15 protein-coding genes are annotated in these 14,321 nt (G+C 63.2%); 6 read left to right on the top strand and 9 right to left on the bottom strand.

Annotation, left to right across the window (positions count from 1 at the left end):
* Positions 1-86 precede the first annotated feature (86 nt).
* Together G6N83_RS07280 and G6N83_RS07285 are read left to right on the top strand one after the other, a co-directional pair.
* Positions 87-524 carry a helix-turn-helix domain-containing protein gene (locus G6N83_RS07280; RefSeq protein ID WP_165140742.1) on the top strand — a complete coding sequence of 146 codons (438 nt, stop codon included), beginning with the start codon at positions 87-89 and terminating at the stop codon, positions 522-524.
* Entirely contained in the window at positions 515-1,135 is a 621-nt protein-coding gene (locus G6N83_RS07285; RefSeq protein WP_165140744.1) for a hypothetical protein, read from the top strand. Before G6N83_RS07280 ends, G6N83_RS07285 begins: the two co-directional genes overlap by 10 nt.
* A 13-nt stretch (positions 1,136-1,148) precedes the next feature.
* Here G6N83_RS07285 and G6N83_RS07290 read toward each other — a convergent pair whose 3' ends face one another.
* The gene (locus tag G6N83_RS07290; protein WP_183408484.1) at positions 1,149-1,517 is read right to left on the bottom strand and encodes a DUF4406 domain-containing protein; all 369 of its coding nucleotides are present in this window, start codon (positions 1,515-1,517) and stop codon (positions 1,149-1,151) included.
* A gap of 32 nt (positions 1,518-1,549) precedes the next feature.
* On the opposite strand from G6N83_RS07290, the gene G6N83_RS07295 reads away from it, so the two are divergent.
* The gene (locus tag G6N83_RS07295; RefSeq protein ID WP_375782624.1) at positions 1,550-2,332 is read left to right on the top strand and encodes a DeoR/GlpR family DNA-binding transcription regulator; all 783 of its coding nucleotides are present in this window, start codon (positions 1,550-1,552) and stop codon (positions 2,330-2,332) included.
* Between the two features lie 129 nt (positions 2,333-2,461).
* Positions 2,462-3,808 (top strand): HNH endonuclease signature motif containing protein, encoded by a 1,347-nt coding sequence (locus tag G6N83_RS07300; RefSeq protein WP_165140746.1) that lies wholly within the window; start codon positions 2,462-2,464, stop codon positions 3,806-3,808.
* Here the strand turns inward: G6N83_RS07300 and G6N83_RS07305 are convergent.
* The 6 genes from G6N83_RS07305 to G6N83_RS07330 all read right to left on the bottom strand — a co-directional run bounded on the left by G6N83_RS07305 (position 3,790) and on the right by G6N83_RS07330 (position 10,771).
* On the bottom strand, positions 3,790-4,278 hold the full coding sequence (locus G6N83_RS07305; protein WP_165140748.1) for a hypothetical protein: 489 nt from the start codon (positions 4,276-4,278) through the stop codon (positions 3,790-3,792). The genes G6N83_RS07300 and G6N83_RS07305 overlap by 19 nt on opposite strands.
* Positions 4,275-4,892: an RNA polymerase sigma factor gene (locus tag G6N83_RS07310; protein ID WP_165140750.1), complete on the bottom strand. Its 618-nt coding sequence runs from the start codon at positions 4,890-4,892 to the stop codon at positions 4,275-4,277. Before G6N83_RS07310 ends, G6N83_RS07305 begins: the two co-directional genes overlap by 4 nt.
* Before the next feature lie 260 nt (positions 4,893-5,152).
* A complete protein-coding gene (locus G6N83_RS07315; RefSeq protein WP_165140752.1) occupies positions 5,153-5,752 on the bottom strand; it encodes a helix-turn-helix domain-containing protein in 600 nt (199 codons plus the stop codon).
* A complete protein-coding gene (locus tag G6N83_RS07320) occupies positions 5,749-7,026 on the bottom strand; it encodes a coiled-coil domain-containing protein (RefSeq protein ID WP_165140754.1) in 1,278 nt (425 codons plus the stop codon). Before G6N83_RS07320 ends, G6N83_RS07315 begins: the two co-directional genes overlap by 4 nt.
* Before the next feature lie 158 nt (positions 7,027-7,184).
* Positions 7,185-9,950, bottom strand: coding sequence for a molybdopterin-dependent oxidoreductase (locus G6N83_RS07325; RefSeq protein ID WP_165140756.1), 2,766 nt, complete (start codon positions 9,948-9,950; stop codon positions 7,185-7,187).
* Positions 9,947-10,771: an FAD binding domain-containing protein gene (locus tag G6N83_RS07330; RefSeq protein ID WP_165140758.1), complete on the bottom strand. Its 825-nt coding sequence runs from the start codon at positions 10,769-10,771 to the stop codon at positions 9,947-9,949. The genes G6N83_RS07325 and G6N83_RS07330 overlap by 4 nt, the downstream gene beginning before the upstream one ends.
* A 203-nt stretch (positions 10,772-10,974) precedes the next feature.
* On the opposite strand from G6N83_RS07330, the gene G6N83_RS07335 reads away from it, so the two are divergent.
* Complete coding sequence (locus G6N83_RS07335) at positions 10,975-11,622, top strand: S24/S26 family peptidase (protein WP_165140760.1); 648 nt, start codon at positions 10,975-10,977, stop codon at positions 11,620-11,622.
* A 59-nt stretch (positions 11,623-11,681) separates the two neighbouring features.
* Here G6N83_RS07335 and G6N83_RS07340 read toward each other — a convergent pair whose 3' ends face one another.
* Positions 11,682-12,479: a nucleoside phosphorylase gene (locus tag G6N83_RS07340; RefSeq protein WP_165140762.1), complete on the bottom strand. Its 798-nt coding sequence runs from the start codon at positions 12,477-12,479 to the stop codon at positions 11,682-11,684.
* Between the two features lie 138 nt (positions 12,480-12,617).
* Positions 12,618-13,715, bottom strand: a complete 1,098-nt coding sequence (locus tag G6N83_RS07345; RefSeq protein ID WP_165140764.1) for an XdhC family protein — start codon at positions 13,713-13,715, stop codon at positions 12,618-12,620.
* Between the two features lie 48 nt (positions 13,716-13,763).
* Here G6N83_RS07345 and G6N83_RS07350 point away from each other — a divergent pair, with 48 nt between their 5' ends.
* Entirely contained in the window at positions 13,764-14,321 is a 558-nt protein-coding gene (locus G6N83_RS07350; protein WP_165140766.1) for a nucleotidyltransferase family protein, read from the top strand.

A 14,321-nucleotide genomic window follows, 5' to 3' on the forward strand; every position in this document is an offset into this window, starting at 1 on the left:
TATCGTTGATAGCTGGTAGCAATCAGATGACGATCGTGTTTCCAGATCATCGGGAACCATTGTGTGCCTGCCGGACATGACCCGATATGGGAGCATCGACGGCAGCCTTCGACCACGTCTCGCACATGACGACAACACGACGCGCTCAGCTGAGAGCGCGCGCATTGCAGGTCATCAGCGAACAGTGCTGGCACCCGCAATTTGATGAGGATGCACTCGCTGGGGTGCTTGACGTATCGCGAAAGACCCTCGATCGCACCTTCTCGGAGGGCGAGAGTGTGGCGTACGCCATCGGCCGGGCTCGCGTGCAACGGGTGCGACGCTCGCTCTTGTGCGGGCAATGCCGCAGCGTGCGAGTGGCCTCTGAAGCGGCAGGCTTCACCAGCCTTGGCGCAATGAAGTTTCACTTCCGCCGCGTCTTCGATGAGACCCCACTGCAGCTGCAACGGCGATTGCGTCATCAAGAAAACGATGTGTCGAGCGCACCGCGCTGGAGTCACGGTGCGACGGGGGCGTGGCTGTGATGCGCTGGCGTAGGCTGCGCGCTGCGGCGTTGCCCATCATGGTGACTGCGGTGGTGGCCGCGGGTGTGCTTTCTGCGCCGACGGCGGCTTCGGCCTCCGAGGCACCAGCCGACCTCAGTGCAACGCGAGCGTGCACAGTGGGGGGACTACCCATCACGTCCCAAGACGATGCAAAGTCAGTGCCGACCGTGATCTCCTGCTTCGACACGATCGCAGAAGCGAAAGAGTTCATCGCCGATGGCGCTCCCGGAGACCTTGAGAAGCTGCTGGCTGCTGGCGGTGAGACTCCGTCGCGTGCAGCGCTCGCCGCGGCGAGTACCGTGCACGTCGGAACACTCTGGGCATCGACCGGCGCGAGCGGCAGTTCGCTCTTGCATTGGGGTACGGGTTCTGGGTGTTACGGGGTGACCTATGGCTTTCCGAGCCTCCCATCCGGGTGGAATGACACCGCCCGATCCGCACGAGGCTATGCGAACTGCTGGGTCACCACGTATGCGAATACCTCGTACGGCGGTTCCAGGCTCAACTGCACCCCTTACTGCTCAAGTCTCGGGTCGCTCAACGGCGCCGTCTCGTCGGTCGTTTACCGGCCCTCCGGCACATTCGGGTAGCGGTGCGATCCGCTCACTCGACGCCGGGCACTTCTGCCAACGATGAATAGACGGGGATGCCACGCTCGCGTGCGATGGTGACATCCTGATCTGCGCCTTTAGATTCGCCCGGAAGTCGAAGCACGGCGTCGCAGTGCTGCAGCAGGCGATGCGCGGTCGGATACATGACGTTCGCTGCGAGCGGGTCGGAAGGTCCGCTCGCGCCTGCACTACTGAGAATCGGTAGCGCTACCCATTCGCCGATCATCGGGATGTGGCCGGCTCTGAAAATCGGCCAGGCAGCCTCTTCAAGTCGGGTGAGGTTCTTTTGCATCAGCGCGGCGTCTCCGTGAGTGCCCGATGCGTAGGGCCCAGCGATCAAAATCATCAGTGGCTTCGTCATTCGGCTACAGTAATACAAGAACGTGCACATTCGTGCACAAACGTGAAGGAGTACGTATGTTGGCGGCATCGCGCAAAGAGCTTCTGCTCGATCGACTGCGCAGCGAAGGGCGCATTGTGGCGAAGGATCTTGCTGCCGAAATCGGTGTCTCGGAGGACAGCATCCGTCGCGACTTACGTGAGCTCGATGCGGCTGGGCTTGCCGTTCGCGTGTACGGAGGTGCACTACCCGCGTCGCCCGCTGTCGTGAACTATGGCGCACGTCAGTCCGTTGCGACCGAGAGCAAACAGCGCATTGGCCGATACGCGGCGCGCCTCATCGAGCCGGGGAGCACAGTGCTGATCGACGGCGGCACGACTGCGCTCGAGATAGTGCGGGCGCTGCCACTCGAAATCGAGTGCACGATCATCACCCACAGCCCGACGGTTGCTGCTGCACTTCTCGACCATGCGGCAGAAGTGATCATTCTGGGCGGCCGTCTCTTCAAGCACTCAGCGGTAGCGAGCGGCGCGGCCACCGCTGAGGCGGCCACGGCAATCAGCGCAGACCGCTTTTTTCTCGGAGTCACCGGAATTCACGAGCACTCCGGCCTCACGACCGGAGACTCGGATGAAGCGGCGATGAAGCGCGTGCTGGCAAGTCGAGCGAGCGAGACTTATGTGCTGGGCAGTAGTGAGAAAGTCGGGGCTGTCTCGCGCTACCGAGTGTTGCCGCTCGATGAGGTCGCCGCGGTGATCGTGGACGCGGCGGGCCCGGCGTCACAGACACTCAGCGCACTGGCCGGTAGTGGAGTCCGGTTGCTCGAAGCGAGCTGAGCGATCGTTCGCGGGATGTGGTGTCGCATCCGTTTCTCCCCAAAATTTTTTCAAGAAAGTTATCCACACCGGGGCTTTTCGGGCTGATTTGGCATGGTCAATGTCGGAGGTATGTTCGATACTTGTGTCATGTCAGAGAACGAAGCCGAGCAGCAAGAAGCAGAAGCGCACGAGCTTTCTGAGTCTGTGGCGACGTTGATTTCGTTCGATGAACAGATCGCTCAGATGCAGGCGGCACGCGCCGAGGTTCTCGCGAACATGGGGCGGATCGCGCTCGCGCAAATTCGACGGATGACATCACGAGACTCACGGGATCGGGAAATTCCGATGCGGGCCGTCGCAGCAGAAGTTGCGGCGGCACTGCGGTTGTCGGATCGCACCGCGCAGGCACGGATCGACGACGCGATCGAAGTGACTGGGGCGTACCCAGAGACGTTCGCGTCGTGGAGTGCCGGGCATGTCTCGGAACGGCATGTGCAAGAAGTACTGCGGGCGGGTGAAAACCTGACGGATGCTGCGGCCAAAGCCCAGTACGACCACGAGGTGGTGGCGGTCGCTGAAGTGGAAACCCCGGGGAGGTTGCGGGGGTTCGCTGCGGCCCTGGCCGAGAAAGCACAACCGCGGACGCTTCAGGAACGCTTCGATGATGCGAACGCGACCCGCACGGTGCGCCTGTTTGACCTGGCCGATGGGATGAGTTCACTCAACGCAGTATTGCCGTCGGTGCAGGCGCATGGGATTTTCAACCGGCTCACCCAGCAGGCGCGGGCGTTGAAAGACTTCCAGGCGGGACGGTCGGACTACGGTACGAAGCTTCACACCGAGGACGAGCCGGTGGATGATCGGCGGACGACGGATCAGATCCGCGCCGACCTGTTCTCCGACATGTTGTTGACGTCGGTTCCGAGCCTTGACCCGCTCGCGGGGGATGACTGCGGCGGGCTGGGAGCGATCAAGGCGATTGTGCAGGTCACGGTGCCCGCGACGACGCTCGCGGGCACGAGTTCTACACCCGCGGACCTGTCCGGCTTGAGTCTTGTCGATCCGGAGAGTGCACGGCGCCTCGCGGGTACTGCGCCGGGGTGGGATCGCGTGTTCACGCATCCCGTCACCGGAACCGTGGTCTCGGTTGACCGGTACCGGCCGAACGATCAGTTGAAGCGGCAACTCAGGGCGCGAGACCAGCACTGCAGATTCGTGGGATGCCGCATGCCCACCCACCGGTGCGATATTGATCACACAGTCGATGCGGCCCTCGGCGGACCAACACATCAGCACAATCTCGCGCATCTGTGTCGACGACACCACAGTTTGAAACACGCGAGCCGGTGGTCCGTGAAACAGCGCGGTGATGGGGTCCTCGAGTGGACATCACCGACCGGGCGAAGCTACACCGACAAGCCACCCGGGGTCGCATTCGAACCCGATTCGCTCCTTGCTCGCGGGGAAAGCAGTCGTCAGTCGTCGGCGGGATGAAGACTCAACGCGACGCAGTCGATGTCGCCCGGAGCGACAGCTGGGTGACCGTCTTTTGTTACGCACACGGTGAACGATGTGGGGATGTTTCCCGGGGTCGGTGACGGGTCGAGCGGGTCACCCGCAGGAAAGCCCGCCTCCCACACGGCGCGGCAGGTAGCAATGGCGTCGTCAACATTGACTCGGCCGTCCTCGGTCAATACCGAAACTGAAGTGCCAGTAAGCGAACCGTCGGCGCTCAGCGGAGGATCGCCAAGGCAATCCACGATCTCGGTGTCGGTCACAGGCGCAGCTTGGAGCACTTGGAACGCGGCGATCGAGACTCCCGCGACGACGAAAACAGTTCCCGCGGCACTGAGCTTTCCCCACCAGGTACGCCACCAGCGTGGACGAGTGAGGTCGGACTGCATCCGCTCAACAAGGAGATCTTCGATGGCTTGGGCGCGTGGCATCCGCTCGTTGTCGTTCATTCCGTCACCCCCTCGGTATCCGGTGCGTACTGCGACAGGCTTCGCCGCAATCGCCCTTTTGCCCGTGAAAGTCGAGACTTCACCGTGCCCTCCGGAAGACCGAGTGTGCGAGCAGCATCGCGTGTGGTCAATCCTTCCACCATGCACAGCACGACTACTGCCGAGTCGCGGGCGCCCAAGTCTGCAAGCACCGCCTGGACTTCGGCTGACACCGATGCCGCATCAACAACCCGAGCGACTTCGTCGGCGTGATCGGGCTCGGGTGCGTCGTGTGGCACTTTTGCCAACAGACGTCGATATCGACGGAGCCCGCGCAATTGGTTCTTCGCCGCATACGACACCACCGTCAATAGCCACGGCACGACGCTCTCGTCGACAATCCGCACGCTTTCACGCTTCTTCCAAAGCTCGGCGAAGGCGGCACCCACGACCTCTTCGGCATCCCACGGCGACTGCACCATTGCGAGTGCGACTCGGTAACAAGCGCGCTCATGGCGACGAAAAAGCAACCGATATGCCTGCTCGTCGCCTTTCGTGAGCCGAAACAGCAGATCGCTGTCTGATGGCTCGACGCCGCCGCTCGTCACTACCTGACCCCCCGATCGCTGTCGCACACATCTCTTCTGCGAAGCACACTCAGGATAACCGTGATGGCGCGAGTTCACTTTTCGGGAGGGGCAGGCAAAAGCTCGATGCCCGGTAGTGAGCGAAGCCCTCACCAAGGTACGCGTCGGCACGAGAGCGAAGGCCGAACGGCTCGTCGTGCGACTCATGTGCATACCCCCTTCGCTCACCACCGGTGCGAGAGCGCACTGAAACGAGCGCTCTAGGGGAATGTCCGGCAGGGCGAGTTTGGTTCCGATGACAGCAAAGATCAGGGGGCGACCGCGTAGACGAGCAGAATCGTCGCACCATCCGGCCCCGGCAACGACCAGCGATTGCGATATGCACCCGGATGCGACAGCGCATCTCCCGGGCCAAGCTCCCAGTCGCCACGACCATCGATTGTGACTATGACCGAGCCTTCGACCACATACACGGTCAGCTCGCCATCGGACTCGAACCAATCGCCCACGTACGGGCCATGCTCGATTCGATACTCCTGCACGGTCGCGATATGGGCCGACCCCGACGAGATGACGCGGCTACTCGCGGCATCATCACCTTCCGCGATCGGTACGCGTTTTCCTTCTTCGCGCCGGGTGAGCGTGATGGGCTCAGGCTCTGGCATTGCCGGTAGCAGCGACGAAGGAGAGATGCCGAGAACCTTCGCTAGGCGAAAGAGAGTGACGACCGACGGCATCGTATTGCCGCTCTCGATCTGACTCAGAAACGGCTGGCTGATTTCGGCAGCGGTGGCAAGTGACCGCATAGAGAGCTTGCGTGCCGTGCGCGCGGCACGGATCTCGCGCCCCAGCGAGACTCCGATCAGCGCATCAGTTGCTGAGGCATCCGCTGTGTTCGGGTCGGTCATCCCTCCGCCGACTGCTCTTCAGTGTGCTCTTCTAGCGCTTCTTCAGATGTCTCGGTCTTTGCCGGTTCTTTGCCGCGCGACTCCGGGCGAATGAGTTCGCGCACCTCGGACATAAAACTCGTGAGCTGCTGCTGTTGCCACCGCAACTGCCGTGTGCGGTCCTCAGCATCGCGCAGCACCCCGTTGGTGTGGTCGGTGACCGAGTCCACGATGCCCTGGGCTTTGGTGCGCGCGCGGTCCATCGTCTCTTCGGCCTTCAGGCGCGCCTCGGCTTCGATCTGCTTCGCTTGCGCGCGCATGACGCGCTCGTAGTCGTCAGCCTTGTTCGAGATGCGCTGTGCGTGCTCGAGTGAAGCCGTGACCTGGGCGTTTGCATCCGATGTGATGCGCTCGGCATGAGCGACAGCCTGATTGTGCAGCATGAGAAACTCCTGCTGAGCATCATCCTGCCGTCGTGTGAGTGACTCTTCGAACTCAAGCACACGCGCATTCATCTCACGAACGGCGCGCTCGGCGTCGGCACGAAGCTCCGTCGTTTCGCGCGTGACCATCGCGCGAAGCGCGGCGGCGCCCTTCTCAGCTTCCGATTTGATCGTCTCGGCTTCACGCTCGGCCTGAGCGACCTTCTCTGCGGCGTGTGCAGCTTCTCGCTCGATCGCGGCTTCATGCGCGGTGCGTTCAGTGTCGATCTTGAGATGTACCTGGTCGGCCCCGTGCTGGGCCTCAGCGGTCAGGGCCGCCGCATCGGAGCGGCCCTGCGAACGGTGCTCCTCGGCTTCGTCGCGCGCCGAGTCGAGTAGCCGCTCAGCCTGAGTCACGGCGTTCTGAATGAGAAGGCTCGCCTGTTCTTCGGCAACGCGAAGCACAGCTTCGAATTGGTTCCGATGAGTGCCTTCGTCGCCGGTCGCTTCTTCGGCGAGCTCCGACGTAAGAGTGGTTACTTGGCGCTGCGCTTCTTCGAGCTGTGCGTTGACGGCGGCCATGTCGGCGCGGAGCTGCTCGACTTCTTTTTGCTGCTGCTCGAATTCTTCGCGCTGCTCTGCCTTAGCGCGCTCGACAGCGTCGCGCTGGCGCTGTTCCGCGGCGGTTATCTCGCTCGTTGCACGATTGAGTCGCGTCGTGAGGTCGCCGATAGCTGAGTCAACCTCTTGCTTGTCGTAGCCACGGAAACCGATCGAAAACTCGCTGGAGCCATCGGACGATGACTGCAGCAGGTCGTCGAAAGATGACTGAGCGGGAGCGGGGGAGCCGTGGGAGTTTGGGGAATCAGTCATTCGGGGCAGCATTCCTTCGTGTGGGAGGTCAAGCTGTGCCGCACAGCACTGCGAGCTGTCCCGCAGGCGAGTGGCGACTGGCGCTCGCGGAACACACTGCAACTCTGCCAGACCTCACCCGCGCTCCACTACAGCGTCCGCTGAAGATGTTCGATGACTCAGCTCGATGGTGCGGAATCACCAACCTGAGTGAGACGCCATACCCGGTCGCGGGAGAAGGGCTGCTCGAACGGACGTGCCCCGATCGCGCGCGCGATCGCGTTACCGATCGCGGGAGCCACCGGGTTATAGGGCGACTCGCTCATCGACTTCGCACCGAACGGGCCAAGCTCGTCGCTCGTCTCGGCGAAATACACCTCGGTGTCGGGAACGTCGGCGAACTGCGGTACCCGGTACGTGCGGAACACCGCGTTCGTCACCTGTCCTTCGTCAATCATGACCTCTTCGTAGAGAGCACTGCCGATGCCCTGCGCGGCTCCACCTTCAACCTGACCGCGGCACTGCGCCGGGTTGAGCACGACGCCGGCATCAGCCGCTTGAATCGACTGCAGAACACGCACGATACCCGTCTCAACGTGAACCGCGACCCGCACGGCATGCACGTTGAAAGCGATCGAACGCAGATCGCCGAACTCGCTCCCGTCCGCGGTGAGCCCGTCCGCGGTGAGCTGGTCGGCAGGAGCCGCAGCAATGATCTCTGCGAAAGTAACCAGGCGAGTGGGCGTCAGGATGCCGTCGGCCTGAAGCAACGCAGCGCTCGCGGCAGTGTTGGTCACGGCGGCGGCGATGCGGAGCATCCGCTCTTTCAGCCTGAGACACGCGGCGTACAGAGCCTTGCCAGCGACCGTGATTCCAGCGGACGCGAATGCTCCGGTGTCGTGAGCGACGGCATCCGTGTCTGAGCTCCAGAGCGAAACCCGGTCGCCGGTTGCTTCGAGAACGCTTGACGCAATCTGCCGGTGCACCGTCGTGGTGCCGTTGCCGAATTCTGCTGTGCCCACGCCGAGTAGGTAGGTGCCGTCGGAGCGGAGTGTTGCCGTCGTGTGTGAAATGTGCCCGCGGGGCGCAAGGGTTGCGATCATCGCGACCGCCATTCCCTCGCCGACATGCCACCCCTCTGGCGCGGCAACACCGTTACCGCGACGGAGTGCGGCCTCTGCAAGATCGAGACACTGATCAAGACCGTAACTGCCCCAAATGAGATCTTCTTCGTATTTGTCTTCATCAGGATGCAGCGGGTCACCCTCGCGCACGGCGTTGAGGCGGCGGAGCTCGAACGGGTCGATGTTCAGGCGTTGCGCGAGCATGTCCATGGCGGATTCGACTCCGAGGATCACCTGCCCGAGCCCGTAGCCCCGGAACGCACCGGAAGGCACATTGTTCGTATACACAACCTCGGCATCGAGCTGCTTGGCAGGCACCCGGTACAGCGTCGTCGATTCGGCGAGAGAGTGAAACAGCACACCGCGTGAGTGATTACCGTACGCGCCGGTATCGCTCAACACATCGACCTTCATCGCCGTGAGTAAGCCGGCGGAGGTCGCGCCCAGTGTCACCTTCACCCGCATAGGGTGACGAAGCGCAGCACGCTGGAACTGGTCGGTGCGCGAGAATTCGTAGGCGACAGGTCGGCCTGTGCGAAGTACCGCGAGGGCGACGAGATCTTCCGTGAAGATCTCTTGCTTGCCACCGAACCCGCCGCCCACGCGTGGCGCGTAGACGCGCACCCGGTCTTGTTCGAGGTCGAAGATGTGGCACAGCTCGTCACGCGTAAGAAACGGAACCTGCGTTGAAGATCGGATGACAAGGCGACCCTCTTCATCGAGGTGACCCATCGCGCCGTGCGTCTCAAGCTGCGCGTGCGAGACACGCTGCGTCTGCCACGAGCCCTCAACCGTGACATCGCTCGCGGCAAAAGCTGCGGCAACGTCGTCACCGGAGTCCTCGTGCACGCTCAGGATGACATTGCGGTGCGCTTCGTCGACGCGCTCTTCTGGTGTGCGCTCCGGGTGCAGCAAGGGTGCGCCCGGAAGCCGTGCAGCTTCGGGGTCGAAAACGGCAGGAAGAACCTCGTATTCCACCTGGACGAGCCGGCACGCGGCTTCGGCGGCTGCCGCGGTCTCGGCGACAACAGCGACAACGCGCTGCCCGATATGGCGCACGACATCGTCGAGCATGCGGGTGTCATCGGGGTCATCTTCGCGGTGCTCGTGGCGGCCGGTCGAGTAACGCTTGTCTGGCACGTCTTCGTGAGTGAAAACAGCGACGACACCGGCGACGGCTTTGGCGGCGGTCGTGTCGATCGAAATGATGCGCGCGTGTGCGTGCGGTGAAGAAAGCACACGGAGGGTGAGAGCCGCCGTGATCGGTTCGTCGAACGTGTAGGGTTCACGGCCCTGCACGACGCGACGCGCAGCCTCCGGAGACACGGAATGCCCGATGCCCGATGCTGTCGGCTCCGCCGGTATCGCACCACCCGTCGTTCGCACCGGCCCCAGAACGGATGCCGTTATCGCCGCGCGGATCGGACGGTACCCCGTGCAGCGGCACAGGTTGCCCTTCATCCGCCGGTCGAGATCATCGAGATCGCTCTCACAGAGCGTTGATGCCGTGACGCTCATACCGGGCGTGCAGAAACCGCACTGAAACCCGAAGTGGTTTACGAGCGCCTCCTGCACGGGATGAAGCTCATCTGCGGGCGCAAGCCCGGCAGCGGTCGTTACCGACCGTCCCTCTACGCGCACGGCCGGAATGATGCACGAGTGCACCGGGTCACCGTCGAGCAGTACTGAGCACGCGCCGCAGTCGCCGGCATCGCACCCCTTCTTCACCTCGGTGTGTCCGTTCTCGCGCAGCAGGGTGCGAAGGCTCTGCCCCGCCCGCGGGTCTGCATCGACGGGTGCGCCATTGACGTCGAACTTCATCGCGTCGCCTCCAGATCGCGCCGAATATTCTGTGCGAGCTCGAGGCTCACGCCGCGTCGCCAGTCGGCGGATCCGAGCGGGTCTGTATAGAAGTTCGGCGCGGATGCGATGGCATCCGTCAGAACGTCTTGTGGGGGAAGCGCATCGAAGCGCACGACATAAGGCGTCAGCGTCGCCGCTGTGAGGCCAAACATCGCCGAGCCGTCTTCGTCGATGCGACCGGTGATGACACAGCCGGATCGACCAAGCTCCGCCAGTGCGATCTTGCGAAGGAAGGCCGTCGAGCGAAGTGCGTGAGTGGGAAGCTCGATAGCGCGCAACACCTCGCCGCGGGACAGGTTGTTCTCGGCGTTGCCCGTGATGATGTCGGCAACGGGTTCGCGGCGCTCGCCGCCGTCGGGTTGCCAAATCCACGCGACACCGTCGAGAGCCACCGCGAGCGAGATCATGGCGCCGGCGGCAAACGACCGACACACGTTGCCGCCGACGGTTGCGGTATTCCAAATCTTGAATGACGCGAGAAGTGCGTTCGCGGCGTCGGGCACCAGCGACAGCGCTGTCCATTCGGTGGGGGCTACTGTGGCATCCGTCGCCCAGGCCAGGAGGCGCGCGATCGTGCAGGTTGCCGAAATTCGCAGCCCATCGGGCAGCAGCTCGATGTCGGGCCAGGCCATTGTCGTGAGGTCAACGAACCCGGTCGTGTCGGGCTGCGGCTCACTCATGCTCCACGTGCCACCGGCGATGAAGTCCTCGCCGGGTGCGAGCGTCAGTGCGTCCCGCGATCGTGCGGCACGGAAGCTCGTGACGGTGTTGATGTCCACGGATGCCTCCTTCCGGTGATGTTCACACAATTAACATCGCCGCACGCCAGTGAACCAGGCCGTCGTTTCTGGCGTGTTTCGAGCCGCCCAGGGGTGGCTGGGGCAAAAATATCGCCGATGTTCGCTCAACGAATCTTTTGCGGCAGTGCAGTCGCGAAGTACGCGGTCGGCACACGATGGTGGAGTGAGGAAAGCGAGGGGCCATGCGTGCACTTTCAATCGTGAGGTGGGTGATTGTCGGGCTACTCATCGCTGCCGCCGTCGTCCCCGCCGCAGCCGCGGCTGTTCGCGGGTGGACATTCGTTGCTGTGCAAGATGAAGCTATGGCACCTACTTACGGAGATGGCGAGCTTCTCGTGTTGCGTCCCCCGACTGGCGGGGAGTACTTCGCCGTGGGTGAGGTCGTCACAGCAGATTCTGGCGAGGGTCAGATGATCGGGCGGGTGGCAGGAGTAGGTGACGACGGCACGTTCGATCTGCAACTGTTAACGAGCGATTCAGGCGAAGTTGTCGCGGTGGCGCCTGTCTATATCGATGCGGTTGTTGAGTATCACATCAGCAGTGAATTCAGTCTGCTGGTGCAATGGCCTACCCGTATTGCCCTGATAGTGATCGCGCTAGCGCTGGCTCTGCTCCCGCCTCGACCGCGCAGCGGACGTGCGCGGTCGAGGCGAGGGAACCCTCTGCCGCGCCCCGCGACGGCCGCATACGAAGGAGCATCGGCAACAAACGAATTCGTGCAACGTGAACGCGAGGCAGAGATGCTCGATCGAGAGCAAGACTTCTCTCCATATGCTGACTCCGGATCGGCTACTCGGCGCGCGCACCGTGCACCCTCACGTGATGAGTGACCAAGACCCGCACGAGGGTCATCGATCGGTCTCAACGCGCGGCTTGAGTGAGGCTCACTTCACAGCTCGAGTTCGACAGCCGTCTCGAGCGCTGCTTCGATCGAGCGCATCCAGCCGTCTTTGAGAGCAGAATTCTTCTCGTCGTAGAGCGATGCTCCGTCGACCAGATTGCTCGAGCATGCGCACACCATTCCGGCACGCAGCCCGCGCATCCGGGCGACGATGTAGAGAGCGGATGCCTCCATCTCCACGTTGAGGATGCCCATCGTATTCAGCTGCGCAATCCACTCCGGGGTTTCGGCGTAAAACGCGTCATCGCTCACGCTGATGCCGGTGTGGGATCGGGTGCCCGACGCCTCCGCAAGCCGCGTCGAGTGGCGGGCGAGTGACATCGTGAGCTCGAGATCGGGAACCGCGGGGAAGCCCTTCGGGAGGTACGCGTCAGTAGTGCCGTCATTGCGGAAGCTGCCTTCGCTCACAAGCAGATCACCGGGGGCGATACCCGGCTGGAGGCCAGCGGAACTCCCGACGCGAATGAACGACGTCACTCCGACGCGCGCGAGTTCCTCCACAGCGATCGCGGTGGAAGGGCACCCCATGCCGGTTGAGGTCGCCGTGATGTGACGGCCTTTGTACCAGCCCGTCATCGTGCGGTGCTCGCGATTGTGAGCGACCTCTTTCACGTCGGAAAGAAACTCAGCGACGAACGGAACCCGAAACGGGTCACCGGGCAAAAGCGCAACCGAGGAGACTTCTCCCGGCGCGATGCCGATGTGGTACTGCCGAACGCCGATACCCTCTTGGGATTTGTCGACGTGTGATGCGTTTGCGTGGGATGTGCTTCCAGAAGTGGTCATATCTTGCTCCTTGCAGGTCTGAGACGAGGCGAATTCGCCGCAGTCCCCGCCCTGAGCAGTGCGCCAGGCTTTCGCCCATGGTGATAGGACACGCAGTTCGCTGAGCGTAACACGTCTCACTTTCGCTGCAGCAGCGCCTTATGCCTCTTGCGGAATGGTGCACGCCTCTTCAGTATTTGCGCTCTGCGCTCGTCGATGAAGCGGTCCGTCGAGTACCCGCAACGGTCGCGTGCTTGCGTCATAACGGGCCGCGACGATCTCGGCGAGGGCCGCAATCGCAACCTCATCGGGGCGTGATCCGCCGAGATCGAGGCCGAGGGGAGAATGAAGGCGAGCGAGGGATGCCGCGTCAACACCCGCCTGCAACAGCAGCGTCGTGCGACGCGCCACAGTGGCCCGAGCTCCGAGAGCGCCGACGAAGCCAACGGGGAGATCTAGCGCGACGCGCAACGCTGGCACATCGAGGCGTTCATCGTGAGTGAGTACGCACACCGCGGTGCGCGCGTCGATGTCGCCATCGATGTCGCTCAACCGCGCCAGATATTCATGAGGCATCTCCGCCACGAGCTCGGTCGCTTCTGGGAAACGCTCTGCTGTGATCAGCAGCGGCCACGCGTCGCACACCGTTACGGCCCACCCCGAAGCCGCAGCAACGCGACAGAGGGCGGCGGCGTGTTCTCCGGCACCAAGAATAATGAGGCGAGGTTTGGGCGCCACCGAGATGAGAAGTACATCGTCGCCGTCATATGCGGCGGTAAGCATGTGGGTTTCGCGCAACCGAAGAGCGCGCTCGCTTTGCGTGCTGGCTGCGAGTTCTTCGGGGGCCACGAGACGACCTATGGCCGGGCCGGAGGTGACAAGACTCACGGAGACCGGCCGGTCGGCAGCGGCCAGCTCGAGTGCGGCGAGGGTTGCGGCATCCGTTGGTTCGATCAGGGAAGAAACGACGTCGACCGCACCGCCGCATGCGAGTCCGGCTGCGTGAGCGACATCGTCACTAAACCCAAAGGATGCCGTGCGGCCGACGCCACTCGCGAGTGCTTCGGCGCCCAGCATGACCGAGTCGCCCTCGACACATCCGCCTGAGATCGAACCGATCACGCGACCCGATTCGGTCAGCGCCATCGCCGCGCCAGCACCGCGCGGAGCGCTCCGCGCGACCCGGGTGACGGTAATCACGGCGACGCGTTCACCCGCATGCAGTGCCGGGAGGAGAGCGGTGGCAAGCTCGAGCATGCACTTACGCTAGCTGCACGGTGTTTCGAGAACGCTACATGGAGCAACATGGTCGAACCTTTGGTGTACGGCGCGGTACTCGCAGCAGGTGCGGGCACCCGGTTCGGAGGGCCAAAAGCACTCGCGCGAAGTGACGATGGGGTGCCCTGGCTCGTTCAGGTCGTGGCGGCACTCACCGATGGTGGTTGCACGAAAGTAGGTGTCACACTCGGCGCGGAACGTGACGCGGCCGGTGAGCTCGTGCCGCCACGGGCTCAGGTCCTTGAGGTTCCCCAGTGGTCAAGCGGTCTTTCGGCGAGCGTACGCACCGCGTTGGAAGCCGCCGAGGTCGCGGAGGCGGTGGCCGTGATTATCTGCACCGTTGATACCCCCGATCTGCCCGCTGCCGCGGTTGCCCGCGTCGTCGCGGGTGCCCGAGAATCCTCGCTCGCGCAGGCCGTCTATGACGGACGACCGGGGCACCCGGTGTTAATCGGGCGAGACCACTTTGCCGCAGTGCAAGAGCGCTTGTCGGGAGACACCGGCGCGGGACACTACCTCCGCGCGCACGACGCTCACCGAGTCGAGTGCGGCGATCTCTGGTCGGGGCTCGATATCGATCGGTAG

Origin of the sequence: Microbacterium endophyticum (genome assembly GCF_011047135.1) — a bacterium.
GTDB lineage: Bacteria > Actinomycetota > Actinomycetes > Actinomycetales > Microbacteriaceae > Microbacterium > Microbacterium endophyticum.